This window comes from Nocardia sp. JMUB6875 (genome assembly GCF_041154655.1).
Classification (GTDB): Bacteria; Actinomycetota; Actinomycetes; order Mycobacteriales; family Mycobacteriaceae; genus Nocardia.
Genome location: NZ_BAAFGR010000091.1, coordinates 1 through 17937 on the forward strand (window position 1 = coordinate 1; position 17937 = coordinate 17937).

Annotated in this window: 16 protein-coding genes; 6 read left to right on the forward strand and 10 right to left on the reverse strand. The window is 67.9% G+C overall.

All coding sequences use genetic code 11. From position 1 onward, the window contains the following. A partial coding sequence (locus ACAM49_RS22895; RefSeq protein ID WP_369637597.1) for a UvrD-helicase domain-containing protein occupies nucleotides 1-927 on the reverse strand: 927 nt, incomplete at its 3' end. 130 nt (nucleotides 928-1057) lie between these two features. Between ACAM49_RS22895 and ACAM49_RS22900 the strand changes: the two genes are divergently transcribed. Genes ACAM49_RS22900 through ACAM49_RS22910 form a run of 3 tightly spaced genes read left to right on the forward strand, consistent with a single transcriptional unit; the run spans nucleotide 1058 to nucleotide 2928 of the window. Continuing rightward, nucleotides 1058-1843, forward strand: coding sequence for an alpha/beta fold hydrolase (locus ACAM49_RS22900; protein ID WP_369637598.1), 786 nt, complete (start codon nucleotides 1058-1060; stop codon nucleotides 1841-1843). Nucleotide 1844: 1 nt separating this feature from the next. Further along, complete coding sequence (locus ACAM49_RS22905) at nucleotides 1845-2144, forward strand: MGMT family protein (protein ID WP_369637599.1); 300 nt, start codon at nucleotides 1845-1847, stop codon at nucleotides 2142-2144. A gap of 37 nt (nucleotides 2145-2181) precedes the next feature. Beyond that, complete coding sequence (locus ACAM49_RS22910) at nucleotides 2182-2928, forward strand: VOC family protein (protein WP_369637600.1); 747 nt, start codon at nucleotides 2182-2184, stop codon at nucleotides 2926-2928. A 64-nt stretch (nucleotides 2929-2992) separates the two neighbouring features. Here ACAM49_RS22910 and ACAM49_RS22915 read toward each other — a convergent pair whose 3' ends face one another. Together ACAM49_RS22915 and ACAM49_RS22920 are read right to left on the reverse strand one after the other, a co-directional pair. Beyond that, nucleotides 2993-3247, reverse strand: a complete 255-nt coding sequence (locus tag ACAM49_RS22915) for a WhiB family transcriptional regulator (protein WP_369637621.1) — start codon at nucleotides 3245-3247, stop codon at nucleotides 2993-2995. A 108-nt stretch (nucleotides 3248-3355) separates the two neighbouring features. Then, nucleotides 3356-3796 (reverse strand): hypothetical protein, encoded by a 441-nt coding sequence (locus tag ACAM49_RS22920; protein ID WP_369637601.1) that lies wholly within the window; start codon nucleotides 3794-3796, stop codon nucleotides 3356-3358. A 221-nt stretch (nucleotides 3797-4017) separates the two neighbouring features. On the opposite strand from ACAM49_RS22920, the gene ACAM49_RS22925 reads away from it, so the two are divergent. Continuing rightward, complete coding sequence (locus tag ACAM49_RS22925; RefSeq protein WP_369637602.1) at nucleotides 4018-4899, forward strand: alpha/beta fold hydrolase; 882 nt, start codon at nucleotides 4018-4020, stop codon at nucleotides 4897-4899. 113 nt (nucleotides 4900-5012) lie between these two features. Here ACAM49_RS22925 and ACAM49_RS22930 read toward each other — a convergent pair whose 3' ends face one another. After that, nucleotides 5013-5807, reverse strand: coding sequence for a helix-turn-helix transcriptional regulator (locus ACAM49_RS22930; protein ID WP_369637603.1), 795 nt, complete (start codon nucleotides 5805-5807; stop codon nucleotides 5013-5015). A gap of 355 nt (nucleotides 5808-6162) precedes the next feature. Between ACAM49_RS22930 and ACAM49_RS22935 the strand changes: the two genes are divergently transcribed. Further along, a complete protein-coding gene (locus tag ACAM49_RS22935; RefSeq protein WP_369637604.1) occupies nucleotides 6163-7911 on the forward strand; it encodes an NTP transferase domain-containing protein in 1749 nt (582 codons plus the stop codon). A 6-nt stretch (nucleotides 7912-7917) separates the two neighbouring features. Here the strand turns inward: ACAM49_RS22935 and ACAM49_RS22940 are convergent, their stop codons facing one another. From ACAM49_RS22940 to ACAM49_RS22965, 6 genes are all read right to left on the reverse strand, one after another. Beyond that, complete coding sequence (locus ACAM49_RS22940) at nucleotides 7918-9093, reverse strand: acetyl-CoA C-acyltransferase (RefSeq protein WP_369637605.1); 1176 nt, start codon at nucleotides 9091-9093, stop codon at nucleotides 7918-7920. A gap of 152 nt (nucleotides 9094-9245) precedes the next feature. After that, nucleotides 9246-10028 (reverse strand): helix-turn-helix domain-containing protein, encoded by a 783-nt coding sequence (locus ACAM49_RS22945; protein ID WP_369637606.1) that lies wholly within the window; start codon nucleotides 10026-10028, stop codon nucleotides 9246-9248. Between the two features lie 207 nt (nucleotides 10029-10235). Continuing rightward, nucleotides 10236-11915, reverse strand: a complete 1680-nt coding sequence (locus ACAM49_RS22950) for a dipeptide ABC transporter ATP-binding protein (protein WP_369637607.1) — start codon at nucleotides 11913-11915, stop codon at nucleotides 10236-10238. Further along, complete coding sequence (locus ACAM49_RS22955) at nucleotides 11912-12781, reverse strand: ABC transporter permease (protein ID WP_369637608.1); 870 nt, start codon at nucleotides 12779-12781, stop codon at nucleotides 11912-11914. Before ACAM49_RS22955 ends, ACAM49_RS22950 begins: the two co-directional genes overlap by 4 nt. Then, nucleotides 12778-13737, reverse strand: a complete 960-nt coding sequence (locus tag ACAM49_RS22960; protein ID WP_369637609.1) for an ABC transporter permease — start codon at nucleotides 13735-13737, stop codon at nucleotides 12778-12780. Before ACAM49_RS22960 ends, ACAM49_RS22955 begins: the two co-directional genes overlap by 4 nt. After that, entirely contained in the window at nucleotides 13734-15320 is a 1587-nt protein-coding gene (locus ACAM49_RS22965; RefSeq protein ID WP_369637610.1) for an ABC transporter substrate-binding protein, read from the reverse strand. The genes ACAM49_RS22960 and ACAM49_RS22965 overlap by 4 nt, the downstream gene beginning before the upstream one ends. 136 nt (nucleotides 15321-15456) lie before the next feature. Here ACAM49_RS22965 and ACAM49_RS22970 point away from each other — a divergent pair, with 136 nt between their 5' ends. Continuing rightward, entirely contained in the window at nucleotides 15457-17793 is a 2337-nt protein-coding gene (locus ACAM49_RS22970; RefSeq protein WP_369637611.1) for an arylsulfatase, read from the forward strand. Nucleotides 17794-17937: the final 144 nt, after the last annotated feature.

Consider the following 17937-nt stretch of genomic DNA (forward strand, 5'->3'; position numbering starts at 1 on the left):
GGTGTAGACGGATTGGTCGGGGTCGGCGGCTATGACGGTGGTGGCGCCGCCCGCGCCGAGGGCGCGGATGAGTTGGGCGGCGTGGGGGTCGAGGTGTTGGGCGTCGTCGGTGAGGATGCAGTGGAGGCGATCTCGTTCGGCGGCAAGGAGTTCGGGGTCGGCGTGGAAGGCGTCGAGGGTGGCGGTGACGAGTTCGGCGGCGTCGAGGGCGGGGGCGGAGGCTTCGGGGACGTCCATGCCGACGGACCAGCGGAGCATCATGATCTGCTCGTAGCGTTCGGCGAAGCGGCCGGCGGCGACCCATTCGGGATGGTGGTGGGTGTGACCGAGTTCGATCAGGTCCTCGGGGCCGAGGCCGCGTTCGGTGGCCCGCAACATGAGGTCCCGCAACTGTTCAGCGAATCCGGCTGCGGGCAGCGCCGGGTGCAGGCGCTCGGGCCAGTCCGCCGCGCCGTCGGCGAGGTCGCCGCGCAGCATCTCGCGAATCACGATGTCCTGCTCGGATCCGGTGAGCAGCCGCGGCGGCGGATTGCCGTGGTGCGCCGCGAAGGTGCGCAGCAGCCCGAACGCGTAGGAGTGGATGGTCCGCACCAGCGGTCCCCGGGTCGCGCCCGGCACCCCACCCAACTCCGGATCGGCCTCGGCGATGCGCGCGGTGATGGCGGTGCGGACCGCGGTGGCCGCGCGCTTGGTGTAGGTGAGCACCAGCACCGAATCGGGTGCGGCCCCGGCCAGGATGCGGGCGGCGGCGATATCCACCAGCAGCGCCGTCTTGCCGGTCCCGGGCCCGCCGAGCACCTGCCACGGCCGCCAGCCCGGATCCGCGCCCAGGTCGTCGAAGAGCGGCCCGAGCTCGGCGTTCCACTCCCGCGAGGGAGTCTCCGCCTCGGCCCGGCGCACGAGTTGCACCGAGCTATATGACCGCATCACGCTGGCTATTTCAACAGACCGCCCCGACAGGTTTCGTTTGCCATGAGTTGTCCGTGCCGCCGATCACAGTGCGGGAGATGTTCACATCGCGGGTGGCGGGCGGTTGGTGTCGGGCGCAGGCAGCAGAATGGGCTGCGTGGTGGAGCTTCATGTGCATCGTTTCGGTCCCTCGACCGGTCCGGTCGTCCTGGCATTGCACGGGTTGACGGGTCACGGCCGGCGCTGGCAGCGGCTGGCCGACGATCATCTCCCCGATGTCGCGATCCTTGCACCGGATCTGCGCGGGCACGGGAGGTCGCCCGGCGTGCCGCCGTGGGATTTCGAAACTTTGGTCGATGATCTCGTGGCCCTGCTGCGGACCGAGTCCAGCGAACCGGTGGTGGTGCTCGGGCATTCGTTCGGCGCGGCCGTCGCCGTGTATCTGGCGCACCGTCACCCGGAGCTGGTGCGCGCGCTGGTGCTGCTGGACCCGGCGATCGGCCTCGAGCCCGAACGCATGCTGAGCATCGCGAATTCCATGCTGGCGGCTCCGGATTACGCGAGCGCCGAGCAGGCCCGCTTCGACAAGCTGGAGACCGCCTGGGGCGAACTTGACCCGGCGGTACTGGACGCCGAACTGGCCGAGCACCTGGTGCCCACCGCGAACGGCCGCGTCGGCTGGCGCATGACCCTGCCCGCGATCATCGCCTTCTGGGGTGAGATCGCCCGCGAGTTCGTGCTGCCGCCCCGCGATACCCCGACGGTCATGGTGCAGGCGATGAACGTGGACCCGCCCCTGGTGTCTCCCGCCTTCCGCGCGGCGCTCACCGAGCACCTGGGCGACCGACTCGCCGTCCACGAATTCGATTGCGACCACATGGTGGCCCAGGCCCGCCCGGCCGAGACGGCCGCCCTGCTGCGCGGGGTGCTCTGAAATGCCAACCACCGAAGCCGAAATCGAGCGCGTGCGGGAATTGGTGGCCGCGATTCCGCCCGGCCGGGTCGCCACCTACGGCGATATCGCGGCCGCGGCGGGCCTGTCCACCCCGCGCACGGTCGGCTGGATCATGCGCACCGACGCCGCGGATCTGCCCTGGCATCGGGTGCTGCGCGCAAACGGCACGCCCGCACCGCATTTGGCGCATCGCCAGCTGGCCGAGCTGGCCGCCGAGGGCTGCCCGATCACCGATGGCCGGGTGGATCTGCGCCGCGCCCGGCACACCTTCCCCGAATAGCAGACGGGCCACCCTGCCCGGCGGCTACCGTGAAACCATGTCCACCCGACTGGCGTGCGTGGTGTTCGATGCGATCGAACCCGGGACGGTGGCCCGGTTCTGGGCCGAGCTGCTGGGCTGGGAGGTGACGTTGGACCGGCCGGGGCAAGTCGATATCGCCGCCCCGGATCCGGACGCACCGGACGTGGCCCTCACCTTCCTGCCCGCCCGGCGCCCCAAGACCGCGCTCAATCGCATCCACCTGGATCTGTGCAGCCGTTCACTGGATCATCAACGCCTGCAAATCGATCGCGCGCTCTCGCTCGGCGCGCGCCGGGTGGATATCGGCCAGGGCGCCGTGCCCTGGACCGTGCTGGCCGATCCGGAGGGCAACGAGTTCTGTGTGCTGGAACCGCGCGAGGAGTACGTGGACACCGGCGCGGTCGCCGCGATCGTGATGGATACCCGGGACCCGTTGCGGCTGGCCGAATTCTGGTCCACCGCGGCGGGCTGGCCGCTCACCCATGAGCGGTCCGATTACGCCGGTATCCGTGCCGCCACCGGGCAGGGCCCGTGGCTGGAGTTCCTGCGGAGGCCGGACGCACCGACCAAATGCGGCCGTCTCCATCTGGATCTCATCGCCTTCCCCTCCGACGACCCCGTCGAGGAGGCGGCCCGATTGCAGGCCGCCGGCGCGGTCTCCCTATCGGCCGATTCGAGCGCACCCCCGGCAAATGATCCGGTGGTGGTGCTCGCCGATCCGGAGACCAACGAATTCTGTCTGCTACGAACAATTATCGACTGACAGTGTCAATCGAAAGAGCGTCCGACCCTCCCACTTCCCCGCGGAGGCTCGGGCGGGCGGCGCGTCAGGCCGCGCCGCGCTCGTAGCGCCGGCGCTCGCGCGGCGACAAGCCGCCCCAGATGCCGAAGCGCTGATCGTGGCTGAGCGCGTAATCGAGGCATTCCTTGCGCACCTCGCAGGAGGAGCAGATGCGTTTGGCTTCCCGGGTGGAGCCACCCTTGTCGGGGAAGAATGCCTCGGGATCGGTCTGCGTGCACAGCGCCTGCTGATGCCAGGATTCGGACTCGGATCCGTCGCGCCGGGCGAGGGTTTCGAACATGGCGTCGAAATTGGTGAAAAGCAGCTTCACTTCCTCTATCCCTTCACTTCTACGTTCACTACTGAGTATTTGAAAGAAAAACGAGCGGTTTGTTTTACGTCCTTCGAGTTACGGACGGCCCATCGCGCAATCGCCACTGACCGCCGCCAGCTTGGCCTGCTCGCCATTGACGAAGACGCGACGCGCGTGCACCGCCGCCGGAGCGCCCGACCAAGGCGCCAGCGCGGTGGTGAACATGAGTTCGCACCAGCTCAATGCGGGAACCTCGCCGCCGGCGAGGGTATTCAGCAGTGAAAGTTCCTGATCGCTGTCGTTCCACGCGGCGAACAGCCATCCGGCATCCAGCCGGCCCAGGAATTCTTCGGCGTCCTCCGGAAGTCCGAGCGGGGCATCGACCGCGAGGTGCACTACCGCGGAAATCGCATGGCGCATACGCGCATCCAGGCCGACTCCGTCGTGCAGCAACAGACCTTCGAGCGACTCCCGCAATCCAGCGCCCCGATCGATCCGGAAGTCATTTCGGCGAGCTGCGGTGGTGACGTCGAACATTGTTTCCTCCCTAGAAATTGCGCTTGTCCCAAAAGCGCCACGGCCTGATTAAAAAGGCATCGTGATCTTGTTGTCCAGTTTTGAGGCAATCTGGGGCAAACCCCTAGCAGTACTGACACTGGCCAGTGTGGGTACCCGTCGGGAACCTCACCGCAGGGTGCCTGACACCGGGCGGGCAAACATATAGGGAACGACCGCTATGCCCGTTTAGGGTCATGACCATGCCTTACGTGCGATCAGGTTCAGCCACGGTTCATTTCGTTACCAGCCAAATCAACGGTCCTACCCTGTTGCTCGCCCACGGGTTCTTCATGGACGAGTCGATGTTCGATCCCATGCGCGAATCTCTGGCAGCCGCCGGTATCAATCTCGTCACGGTGGATGCGCGCTGCCACGGGCGCACCCAGTCACCCGATGGCGAACCATTCAGCTATTGGGATCTCGCCGCCGACGGATTGGCGGTGCTCGACGAACTCGGAATCGAGCGGGCGGTCGTTGGCGGAATGAGCCAGGGCGGGTATGCGGCTTTGCGCATGGCATTGCTGGCCCCCGAGCGCGTGCAGGGCCTGGCGCTGATCGACACCGAGGCGGGCGCGTGCAGCCCGTCCGAATTGGCTTTCTACCGAGAATTCTTCGAGCGCTGGACGAGCGAGGAGCCGATGGCCCCGCTGGTCGCGGAATTGGCCCCGCAGATCATCGGCGGCACCGACCCGCGGCTGTGGCGGGCGTGGACCAGCCGCTGGTACGGCTCGGACCGCCAGGCCATCGTGCCGGCCGCCCGCTGCCTGATGGACCGGCGCTCGGTGCTGCACCGACTACCGGAGATCACCGCCCCGACGCTGGTGGTGCGCGGCAGCCACGATGCCACCAGCACCGCCCAGAAGTCCGAGGCGCTGGCCGCCGGGCTGTCCGGCGCGGACGGCGTGGTCACCATTCCCGGGGCCGGGCACGGCGCGGCCTGGACGCATCCGGATGTGGTTGCGCCGCTGCTGATCCGGCTGGTCGCGCGGGCGACCGCCAAGCCGGAGAACAAGCTGGCCCGGGCGCTGAGCGCGCCGTGGCCGCACCGGCGCGGCGGTCGCGAGATCCAAGCCGCGCAGTGACCGCGGATCGCGAGCGGGACAGTCCAGACGCGTAGGCCGTGACCCTCGGGGGTCACGGCCGATTGGTTTCTCCGGCCCGATCGGTTTCCGCTGGCCCGATCGGTTGCTCCGGCCTAGTTGGCCTCTCCGGCCTCGTGCCAGCTCGGAATGCCCAGGAAGATCTGAATCTGGCTGGGGTAGGCCGCGTTGAAGACGCTGAACAGCTGCACGGCGATATCGAAGCGGCGCCCGCTCTCGCGCTCGCGCAGCCGCATGGTGGCGCGGGGCCGCCCGTAGGCCGCGACGCCCTCGTCCCACATTTCCCGAAAAAGTCCGAATCGTCCGAGTTCTGCGAGGAATTCAACCGACCAGGCGGTATCTCCAGAGCTCGCGATCAGACCGCGCAGCCAGTGCACGGTCAGCCGGACCTCCTCCTCCCACTCGACCATGACGTCCCGGGCCGCCTCGTTGCCCAGAAACCAGCGCAGGATATTGATGTCCTGCGCCAGCCCGGGGAATGCCTTGGCGTAACTTTCGTTGCAGGCCAACACATTCCAGCGAGTATCGACGTAGGCGGCCAGATTCGGCTCGTGCAGATCGAGCGCGCGGCGCATGTCGTCGGTGATTTCGGACCGCAGTTGTTCCACGGTCGGGAATTCGCTGACCCCCAGTCCGGCCAGATCCAGCAGATGGCGGCGCTCGACGGCGGACAGCGGGGTTATTCGATCCAGATATCGCAGCAGCGCATCCACCACTTCGCGGGTCGGATGGCCGCGATCGCCCTTCTCCAAATGACTGATGTAGCTGGCGCTCACACCGGCATTGAAGGCCAGCCTTTCTCGCGATACCCCGCGCGCGTCGCGCAACCGGCGCAGCAGCAGTCCGAATGTCGGCGGCTTCAGATCGTCGGAGTCCCTATCCGGTTTCACGCCCAGCACCACGCCGTTCCCTCTCCACAAACATTCAGCAAACCAACCTTCATCGCTCTGGGTCCTCCTGGTACCGGACAGTGGGACCCGGTGTGACGCCTGGTGTGAACTGTGACGAACGCCGCGTACTGCGGCAGTTCATCAGCTCGGATACTGCCATATGAGATTGTTCCAAACGTTAAAACAAGACCATTTCTACTATGTGTCGTGCCACATCACATAACGTAACGAGTATCCGCAATTAGTTGGCAAGCGCGCGAATCGGGCGCGCCCGACAAGCCGGGAACGGCCTGCCACTACGATCTTCAACCATGTCCAGTCTGTTCGCGACGCACAGCGCACCGGGATCCGTCTCGTGACGCCCATCGATGCCATCGTGCTCGCGGGCGGCAAGGCCAGCCGCATGGGCGGCGTGGACAAACCGGCCATGGTGGTCGGCGGGCAGTCCATGCTGGACGCGGCGCTGACCGCGGTCGCGGGCTGCGCGCGCACGGTCGTGGTGGGCCCGCATCGGCCCGAGCTGCCGCCGGAAATCCTTCAGGCACAGGAGATACCGGCCGGGGCCGGTCCAGTGGCGGCCATCGCGGCGGGGCTGGGCGCGCTGGCCGGATGTGAGTTCCCGGCCGGGCTGATCGTGGTGCTGGCCGCCGACATGCCGTTCCTCACCGCCGCGGCGATCGACGAACTGCTGTCCCACGCAAGGGAATCCGGTGCCGATGCGGTCTTCGCGGCGGATGCCTCGGGGCGGCCGCAGTATCTGGTCGGGGTGTGGCGGCGGACGGCGCTGACCGCCGCGCTGCAGGACCTGGACTCCCTGGTGAACCGGCCCATGAAGGCGCTGGTGCCGGTGGACACCGCCATGGTGGCGCTGCCCGGCGTGGAGGACTGCGACACTCCCGAGGATGTGCGGCGGGCCCGGACCGGGGCCGCGCGTTCGGCGGACCCGCTGTGGCTGGATGAGGCACGAGAGGCGCTGCGCCGGAACATCTCTCCGCTGCCCGTGCGGCACGCGGTGCTGCGCGCGGCGCGCGGCGCGACCCTGGCCGCTCCCCTGCGGGCCGCCGATGCGCTGCCGCGCTTCGATGTCTCGGCCATGGACGGCTACGCGGTCAGTGGCGACGGTCCGTGGCAGCTGCGCCGCGATATCGGCTTCGCGGGCGGCGAGCGGCCGGTGGGCCTGCTCGACGGCGAGGCGGTGCGGATCGCCACCGGGGCGCACGTGCCCGACGGGACGAGTTCGGTGGTGCGCGACGAGTTCGTGCGGATCGACGAGGACGGCACGCTGTACCGCCTACCGGACACCCCGATTCGCGAGGACGTGCGCCGCCGCGGCGAATACTGGCTGCCCGGTGACGAAGTCGCGCCCGCGGGCACCCCGGTCAACGCGGCGCTCATCTCGGTGGCGGCCAGCGCCGAGCTGGCCGCCGCCGAGGTGCGCGGCCCGGTGCGCGCGCGAATCGTCATGACCGGCGACGAGATTCGCGGCGACGGCCCGCTGCACACCGGCCAGACCCGCGACTCGATCGGGCCCATCCTGCCCGATCTGCTGTCCTGGTACGGCGTGACCGTCCTGGAGCGGGTTCACCTGCGCGATACCGCGAATGCCTTCGACGAGGTGCTGGCCGCGGCCGGCGATTGCGATCTGCTGGTCATCGTCGGAGCGACCGGCGGCGGCGCTGCCGATCAGCTGCGCTCGGCCCTGGACCGTACCGACGCCTCCATCCTGCTGCGCCGCCTGCGCCTGCGCCCGGGCGGCTCCACCGTGGCGGCGCAATTGGCCGCCGGCGCAGTGGTTCTGGGGCTGCCGGGCAATCCGTTCGCGGCGGTGGCGACGCTGCTGAGCCTGATCGGCGCGACCGTGGAGGCCATGACCGGCGCGACCCCGGCGCACCGCATTGTCGGCCCGCTGGTCAATGCCGGGGAGCTGACGGCACCCGTGAATCGCATCGTGCCGGCCCGCGCGCTGCCGGAGGGCGGCTTCCGCGGCGTCCTTCAGCTGCGCACCGCGCACCTGGCGGACCTGCTGCACAACGACGGCGTGGTCATCGTCCCCGCCGACGCCGAAGACGGCGCCCTCGCCGAATTCATCCCTCTCCGAGGCTGATTCCGGTCAGTAGAGGGCTTCCACCACCATGGCGTTGGCTTGGCCGCCGGATTCGCACATGGTCTGGAGGCCGTAGCGGCCGCCGCGCTCGCGCAAGGCATGGACGAGGGTGGCGGTGATGCGAACTCCACTGGCTCCCAAGGGATGTCCCAGGGCGATGGCACCGCCGTGGACGTTGACCTTGGAGAGGTCGGCGCCGGTTTCCCGCGCCCAGGCCAGGACGACACTCGAATAGGCCTCATTGATCTCTATGAGGTCCATGTCCGACAGCGACAGACCGGTCTGCTCGAGCACCTTGGCGGTGGCCGGGACGACGGCGGTGAGCATGAGGAACGGATCATCGCCGACCGCGACGTGGCTGTGGATGCGCGCCAGCGGGGTGAGGCCCAGGCGGCGGGCGTTCTCACTCGTGGTGATCATGACCGCGGCGCTGCCGTCACCGAGCTGAGAAGCGTTGGCGGCGGTGATGTGCCAGCCGATCTCGGGGAAGCGGCGGTGGATGGCCTCGTTGTAGAAGGAGGGGCGCAGTGCGCGCACGGCAGCGGCATCGGCGTCGAAGCGAATGCCCTCGTCGTGGGTGAGATCCTCGATGGGCCCGGTGAGTTCGGCGTCGAAGAGACCGTTCTTGGTGGCGTCCGCGGCGCGGGCGTGGCTCTCGAGCGCGTAGTCGTCGAGTTCGGCGCGGCCGAGCCGCCAGCGGGCGGTGATGAGTTCGGCACTGATGCCCTGCCACGGCACGCCTTGCGGGTAGCGCTCCAGAAAGGCCGCACCGGTGAGATTGTCGGCATCGAGCAGGCTGGTGCCCATGGGGATCCGGCTGACCGATTCCACGCCGGTGGCCACCGCGATCTCGCAGTCCCCGGCGATGACGGCGTGCGCGGCGAAGCGCAGGGCCTGCTGGCTGGCGCTGCACTGGCGGTCGACGGTGGTGGCGGGCACCGATTCCGGATAGCCGGCGGCCAAGGCGGCGCGTCGGGTGATATTGGTGGCCTGCTCCCCCACCTGGCTGACCACGCCGCCGATGACCTCGTCGACGAGGGCCGGATCCAGGCCGGTGCGGTCGACCACCGCGCGCAGGCTGTGAGCCATGAGATCGACGGGGTGCACGAATTCCAGCGCGCCCCCGGGCTTTCCGCGTCCGATGGGCGTGCGCACCGCCGCGACGATTACCGCATCCCGCATGACCACAACACGTTTCGCATTACCCACAACCTGAACAAATGACTAGTACCCGAACAGCATCCAAGGTACCCCACCCCGGTAGCGGCGGCAGAACCGCTGCACTCCAACGGAATTGCGGCTCGCGCGCATCACCCGAAACGGGTGAGACCGGATCAGCCGGGTAGTCCGAGAATCGTCAGCAACTGCCCGGGGTAGGCCGCGCCGTCCAGCCGCCCGGTCTGGGCGTAAATCCGGCGGCGCAGCCCGGTCACCGGATTGCGCAGATGCAGGGTGAAAACGTGCGGCGCGAACTCCACGCCGCCGTCCGCCCACGCCTGCCGGAATTTCGGGAATTCACCGAGTTCACGAATGAGATCGGCGAAACCGTCCACATTGCCTGACCGCCCGATCAATCCGCGCATCCAGCGCACGACACGGCGGGCGTCGTTCTCCCAGTTCACCATGACCCGGGTGGCCAGCTCGTTGCCGAAGAACCAGCGCAGCATATTGCCGTCCTCGTGCAGGCCGGGAAAGGCGTCGTCCCAGCTGTCGTTGCTGGCGAGCAGATTGGCCTGGGTGTCGAGCAGCGCGGCCAAATTCGGGCTGTGCAGTTCCAGGGCGCGGGTCATCTCGGGGGTGATGGCGGCGCGCAGTTCCTCCACGGTGGGCAGTTCGCCTGCTCCCAGGCCCGCCAGGTCGGTCAGCTGGCGGCGGTCCTCGGTGGAGAGGGGGTCGAGCCGGTCCAGGTATCGGGTGAGCGCCTCGACGACTTCGCGGGTGGGGTTGCCGCGGTCGCCTTTCTCCAGATGCGTTATGTAGCTTGCGCTTACACCTGCGTTGAATGCCAGCCGTTCGCGGGAAACGCCCCGATTGTCGCGCAGGCGGCGGAGAAGGTTTCCGAAGGTGGGTGCTTCGAGTTCCCTGAAATCCTGTCCGCATACCGCTCTCGCGCCCACGTGGCTTCCTCCTTCGCGGAATCCCGTCGGCCCCTCGCCTCCCCGTAGAGGCCCCGCCGAGATCACCCTCAGGTCGGATACTTACACAGATTTCAATACAGACCGTTTACCGCGGCGCACACAATTAGTATCACCGGATACTCCTATCGGTATATGTTCCGGTGCGCCCATGGCGTTCGAGAGCGAATGCCGCTCTTCAAATTACCCTCATGCCCCCACTGCCAGGGGCAGCGCTGCCGACAAGTTTTCGGCACGTCGCGCCCGGGCCGGATCCGGGGCCGGAACGGCATCGATCAGGCGGCGCGTGTATTCCTCCCGCGGACTCTGGAAAACGGCCGTGACCGGCCCTGATTCGACAATTCTGCCCTCGCGGAGAACGATCGCGCGATCGGCGACCTGATGCACGACGGCGAGATCGTGGCTGATGAAAAGGCAGGCGAATCCGTATTCCTCACGCAGGTCGGTGAACAGGTCCAGGACGCGCGCCTGGACCGAGACATCGAGCGCGCTGGTGGGCTCGTCGGCCACCAGTAGACGCGGCGCGAGGGCGAGCGCGCGGGCCAGCGCGACACGCTGGCGCTGGCCGCCGGAGAGCTCGCCGGGGCGGCGGGTGGCGTAGTCGCGGGGCAGGTGCACGGAGTCGAGCAGATCGCCGACCTTGGCGCGCAGGAGTGCGCCGGAGGCCACCCGGTGCACGCGCAGCGGTTCGCCGATGGAATCGGCGAGGGTGCGGCGGGGATCGAGGGAGGCGGTCACGTCCTGATGCACCAGGGCGACGTGTTTGCGCAGGCCGCGCAGTTCGCGGCGGGACAGGCCGTTCAGGGAGACGCCCTGCAGTTCGACCTCGCCGCTCGTGGCGGGGACCAGTCCCAGGGCGGTGCGGCCGAGAGTGCTCTTGCCGGAACCGGATTCGCCGACCAGACCGACCACCTCGCGCGGGGCGAGGGTCAGCGACACGCCGTTCAGGGCCTGGAACCGCTGGCCGTGACGGCGATAGACGACCGAGAGATCGCTGATCCGCAGCACTGCTTCCGGCTCCGGCGTCGGCTCCGCCGCGGGTTCGGGCACCACGGTCAGGTCGGAGCCCTCGGCGGGCTTGGTTTCGGCGTCGGGGAGCGCGGGCACGGCGGCGAGGAGCTCGCGCGTGTAATCCTCCCGGGGCTCGGCGAAAAGCTCTCGCACCGGCCGGGTCTCGACGACCTCGCCCGCACGCATCACCACCACGCGGTCGGCGATGGCGGCCACGACCCCCAGGTTGTGTGTGATGAACAGCACCGCGGTGTGGTTGCGGCGCTGCAGGTCTCGGAGCAGGTTCAGGATCTCGGCCTGGACGGTGACGTCGAGGGCGGTGGTGGGCTCGTCGGCGATGAGCAGATCGGGCTCGCCGGAGAGGGCCAGCGCGATGACGACCCGCTGCTTCTGGCCGCCGGAGAGCTGGTGGGGGTACCAGTCGACGCGCTTCTCGGGCTCGGGGATGTCGACCTGGGTCAGGAGCTCGATGGCGCGGGCGCGGGCGTCGGCCTTGCTGATCGGGCGGTGTGCGCGCAGGGCTTCGGTGATCTGGGTTCCGATGCGCTGCACCGGGTTCAGGGCCGTCTGGGGTTCCTGGAACACCATGGCGGCGCGGGTGCCGCGCAGGAGACGGAGTTCGTTCTCGGTCGCGCCGATGATCTCGGTGTCACCCAGCGTGATCGAACCGGTGGCGGTCGCGCCGGTGGGCAGCAAGCCGAGGACGGCTCGCGCGGTGAGGGATTTGCCGGAGCCGGATTCGCCGACCAGCGCGACGGTTTCGCCGCGCGCGACGGTGACGTTCACCCCGTCGACGACCGTCCGCGCACCGAAGCGCACGGTGAGATCGCGTACATCGAGCAGTGTTTCGTCGGTCATCCGAGCCTCCGGGCGCGGCCCAATGCCTGGGCGATCAACAGGAATCCGAGCGTGAGGGCCGAGACCACCAGCAGCGGGCCGACCGCCATAGCGGGATTGGCGTCGAGGTTGCGAGTGGATTCGGCGATGATCGAGCCCAGCGACGGGTCCGGCGGGCGCACGCCGATGCCGATGAAGCTCATGGCGCTGTCCACGAACACCGCCAGCGACAGCGACAGCGCGAATTGCACGGCGATCGGCTCGATCACATTGGGCAGCACGTGTTTCCGCAGGGTCCAGCCGGTGCTCGCGCCAATCACCTCGGCGGCCTCGACGAATGGCTGTTCCCGCACGGCCAGCACCGCGGTGCGGATCTGGCGGCCGAAGATGGGGATCTCGGCGGCGATGATCACGATGATGACCGCGTGCGCGCCCGGGCCGGTGACCGCGCTCAACGCGATGGCGAAGATGAGGGCCGGGAACGCCAGGATGAGGTCGAAGACGCGCTGCGCCACCACATCCGCGATCGGGTTGACGGTGGCGGCCAGGCCGATGGCCGAACCGAGTATCGCGCCGACCGGGACCGCGATGAAGGCGATGAGCAGGTCCACGCGGATGCCGTAGAGCACACGGGTGAAGACGTCGCGGTTGAGGTGGTCGGTGCCGAGCCAGTGGTCGGCGCTCGGTCCGAGCAGGTTCGCGCCGGGGATCTGTTCCAGCGGACTGTGTTTCGTGAGAAGCCCGGCGGCCAGAGCGGCGACCGCGATGACTCCGATGAGTAGCAGCCCGGCCAGGCCTTGTCCCCGAGTCAATGCGCGGAGCAGCGGCCGGCTCGGATTCGGCTCGCGCACCGGGGTTTCCGGTACGGCCTCGATGACTTCACTCATGCCCGTCCTCCGATCCGGATGCGCGGATCCAAATACGCGTGCACGATGTCGGTGGTCAGCTGGATGGCCACGAACACCGCCACCGAGAACAGCAGCAGCGCCTGCACCACCGGATAGTCGCGGCGGTTGATGCCCTGTTCGATGAGCTGCCCGATGCCCGGCCAGGCGAAGGCCGCCTCGACCAGTACCGCGCCGCCGAGCAGGTTGCCGGTCTGGATGCCGAGTGTGGTGAGCATGGTGGGCAAGGCGTTTCGCAGTGCGCCGCGGGTGACGATGCGGCGGTGCGGGATGCCGAGCGCGCGGGCGGTGAGCACGTAGGGCTTGGCCAGTTCGGTGCGCAGGGCCTCGGTGAGGAAGCGGGTCAGCGCGGCCGAGACGGGCAGGCCCAGGCAGATGGCCGGAAGCAGCAGGTACTGCACGGCGATGTCCGGCCGGGCCAGGAAGCCGTCCGGCGGGATGCCGCCCGCGGGCAGGACCGGGATGACGACGGCGAACACCAGCACCAGCAGGACGCCGGTCACGAAGACCGGGATCGCCACGGTCACCGTATTGGCCGCCGCCACAATCGCATTCAGCCAGCGCTTGTCCCACAGCGCCGAGGCCACCGACACCGCCAGGCTCACCGCAACCGCCAGCAGTAGCGCGGAGGCGGCGAGGATGAGGGTGTTGGCCAGGCCGCGGCCGATGAGGTCGGCGATCTGGCCGCCGATGATGTAGGAGCGGCCCAGGTCGCCGGTGAAGACGCCGTGCAGCCAGGACAGGTATTGGGCGGGAATCGACCGGTCGAGGCCGAGTTGGTGACGGATGGCGGCGACGGTGTCCGGGGTGGCGTCGGGTCCGGCCAGGGTGGTGGCCGGGTCGCCGGGAACCAATCGCAGCAGCAGGAAGATGAGCACTGACGCGCCGAAGAGCACCGCCAGGGCGGAGGGCACTCGGCGCAACAGATACGCGCTCATGCGAGGAAGGCCTCGGTGAGCTGGAGTTCGCGGCGCTTGGTCCAGTTGAAGCCGTGCAGTTTCTTGGTGGCGCTGTTCTGCCAGTCGTGGACGCCGATCTCGATCAGGAACAGGCTGTCCAGCAGTTGGTCGCTGAGCGCCTGGTAGGCGCGGGTGGCGTCGGGCCCGGTGGCCTGAGGCAGTTGCCAGGCCGCGTCGGCTGCCTTGACGTAGTCGGCCGATTCGTAGCGGGAGGCGTTCTTGCGAGCGTTGAAGGGGTAGGCACTCACGGTCAGCGTGGACGGCACGAACTGCGCCCACGAGTGGTCGGTGATCCACAGGCCCGGGAACTGCGCGCCGATCAGCTGCTTGAGGAAGGTCGCGTTCTCAGTGGGCACGAGCTCCACCTCGATGCCGATCTCGGCGAGGTTGGCCTGCACGATCTGGGCGATGGCCTCGGACGTGGCATACGCGGTGTTGTAGGCCAGTGGCAGCTTCGCGGGTTTGGGCAGCTGGGCCAGAATCTGCTTGGCCTTGGCGGCATCTCGCGTGTACCGGGTGTTGCGGGCCTGGTCGAAGGCGGGAGAGCTCTTGGGCCACGGCAGGTTCAGCGCGTAGCCCGCGCCGCGGAACACTTCCTTGATGATGCGTTCGCGGTCGAGGGCGTAGGCGATGGCTTGGCGCACACGGACATCGGCGAGCGAGGGGTCGGTGACGTTCGCGCCGACGTAGACCTGCAGTTCCGCGCCGTCGAAGGTGTAGACGCGGTAGCCGTCGGCCTTGGCCAGGTTCTCGGTGTCGCGGTAGTTGATGCCGTCGGCGAGGTCGATCTGGCCGGTTTTGAGCGCGTTGAGCTGGGCCTGGTTGTCGGAGATGACCCGGAATTCGACGCGGTCCAGGTAGGGGCGGTCCGGGACCCAGTAGGCCGGGTTCTTCTCGAAGACCAACTGCTGGTTGGGGATTCGCTGGGTGAACCGGAACGGCCCGGTTCCGATGATCTTGTCGCCGGTGGCCAGCTGGTCGATGGACTCGCTGTCCAGGATGGGCACGGTGTCCAGCAAATCGAACAGATTGCTGAGCGGGTGTTCCAGCGTCAGGGTGATCTTGTGCGGGTCGCTGGTGTCGAACGCGGTGATCTTGGCCGCCGTGCTCTTCAACTGCCCCGACCACTTCGGGTCGGCGTAGGTGCGGTACGAGAACTCGACGTCCTTGGAGGTGAAAGCCCGTCCGCTGTGGAACTTCACGTCATCGCGCAGGTTCAGCGTGATGGACTTGCCGTCCGGGGTCACCGTCCAGCTCTTGGCCAGCAGCGGTTGCGGTTCCAGCTTGTCGTGCGGGTAGCGCACCAGCGATTCGAAGACCAGCCCGATCACATACGGGGTGCTACCGGTATTGGTGAGCAGGTTGGCCGGCACGATGTCCACGAGGACGCCGTACTTCAGGGTCCCGCCGCGCACGGGCTGCGCGTTGTCGTCACCGCCGCGCTGCTGGCTCACCGCCGAGGTGCAGGCGGCCAGGGCCCCGCCTCCGAGGATCGCCAGGGCGGCGACCGCGGAACTGCGCAGGAAAATACGGCGGTCGAGACCGCCGGGGGACGAAGTCATGGGGAATCCTCGAACTGTGGACCGGGCCTTGATGGTGTTCGGCGACGCTATCGCCGGGTGAATGACGGATCACCGGTTGCGCGCAGTGAGAGTGAAACCCTGGCTCGGGACCTGGTCCGCGACCTTTGCTGAACGCATGTCAGTCCCCGACAATGCCCGTGCGTCAGTCCCCGACAATGCCCGTGGCTATGAGAACTTCAGCGGCCAGATCGGCCGCACCACCGCAGATTCCACACCGGAATGGCTGTATCCGCCGACCGCGCCGGAGGGTGCGCCCAATATCGTCGTGGTGCTGGTCGACGACATGGGATTCAGCGATATCGGCCCGTTCGGCTCGGAGATCGAAACGCCGACTCTGGATCGACTGGCGGCCAAGGGGTTGCGGCTCACCAACTTTCACACCACGCCGCTGTGCTCGCCGTCGCGGGCCGCGCTGCTGACCGGAGTCAATTCGCATCGGGCCGGATTCGGGTTCGTCGCCAATGCCGATCCCGGATACCCCGGGCTGCGGCTGGAACTGGCCGATGATGTGCTGACATTGCCGGAGATCCTGCGCGCCAACGGATATGCGACGTACGCGGTCGGGAAATGGCATCTGGTGCGGGATGCCACGCTGCATCCGGCGGCGCACCGGGATTCGTGGCCCACACAACGCGGATTCGACCGGTACTACGGGTCTTTGGAGGGCCTGAACTCCTTCTACCATCCGAATCAGTTGATCTCGGACAGTTCGGCGGTGGATATCGAGGAGTACCCGGAGGGCTACTACCTCACCGACGATTACACCGATCGGGCCATCGGATACATCAAGGACCTGCGGGCGCACGATGCGACCAAGCCGTTCTTCCTGTACTTCGCGCATACCGCCATGCACGGGCCGTTGCAGGCCAAGCCGGAGGATCAGGCGAAGTATCGGGGCCGGTATCGCGAGGGCTGGGATCGGTTGCGGCAGACGCGGTTCGCCGCGCAGATCGCCGCGGGCCTGTTCCCGGAGGGGACGCAGCAGAAGCCGCGGAACACCGAGCCGGGTTACGAAGCGCAGGAATGGGATTCGCTGACCGATGAGCAGCGGTCGCGGTTCGAGCGGTACATGGAGGTGTACGCCGGGATGGTCGACAGCATCGACCCGAGCCTGGGCCGGATCGTGGATACGCTCGAGCAGTTCGGCGAGCTGGACAACACCATCATCGTGTTCACCTCCGACAATGGCGGTACCGCCGAAGGCGGCCCCGAGGGGACCCGAACCTATTTCGCGCAATTCGCGCAGGTGGACGAGCCCGACTGGGAGCGCGACGTCCCCCACGACGACGAGTTGATCGGCACCGCCAAGCTCGGCGTCCACTACCCGCGCGGCTGGGGCCAGGCCTCGAACACGCCGTTCCGCTTCTACAAGGGCCAGACCTTCGCGGGCGGCGTACGAGTCCCGTTCGTCCTCTCCTGGCCGAAGGGCCTACCCCGCACCGAGGAGGACTCCGGCGTCCGCCAGGAATACGTCTACATCACCGACCTGGCCCCCACCCTGCTCCAACTGGCCGGACTGAACCGCCCGACCGTCCGTAACGGCCTGCCCGCCAAGGACTTCGACGGCGTCTCCGCGGTGGACGTCCTCCGCGACCCGACCGCCATCTCCCAGCACGTCGAGCAGTACTCCGAAATGACCGGCCACCGCGGCTTCTACCGCGACGGCTGGAAGCTCCTCGCCCTCTACGAACCCGAACGCGGCATCGACAACCCGCGCTGGCAACTCTTCGACGTCCGCACCGACCCGACCGAACTCCACGATCTCTCGGAGCAACTGCCGGAAAAGGTGAACGAACTCTCGGCCGCCTGGGACGAAGCCGCCTGGCACAACACGGTTTTCCCGCTCATCACCCGAGCCGACCTGGCCAAGCGACGCCCCGAGGAATCCCGCTTCGGCAACCAGGTCCGCATCCTCCCCGGCACTCCGACCCTGGAGCGCTACCGCTCCCAACGCCTCATCGCCTACCGCGACTTCACCATCGCCATCGAGCTCGACGGCTACTCCCCCGGCGACGAAGGCGTCCTCGTCGCCCACGGCGACCCGCTCGGCGGCTACCTGCTCTATATCGAGAACGGCCACCTGATCTTCGGCTACAACGCCTACGGCCGGTACACCATTCTCGATGCTGGCGAAATCCCCACCGGCAGTCGTCTTCTCACCGTCTCGGCGAGTGTCCAACCGCATCTACGCTGGGACTTCACTGTCGGCATCGACGGTGTCCGAGCGGGCGAGCTTCCGGGCCAGGTTCAGCTGGTCGGCATGTCGCCCTGGACCGGAATTTCTGTCGGCCTCGATGCCCGTGGCCCGGTCTCGTGGGACCTTCGCGACCGGCGAGGCGTTTTCCGCTACACCGGAAACCTTCGGTCGGTCACCTACCGGCCCGGTGCCGTAGGGGTCTCGGACGAAGCGCAGCGAGCCTTGGATTCTGAGGCCGAGCTCATCGCCGAATAGGGCGAAAGACAAAGAGACAAAAAGAAGAAAAGATAAAAGACGCCTGGAGAAGGGAGAGGAGGTGGCTGGGTGCGCGGCCTCGGCTGCGGTACCAGCCACCTCGCGGCTCGGCCGCGCAGCGGCCCGGCGCGGGAGAAAAGAAAC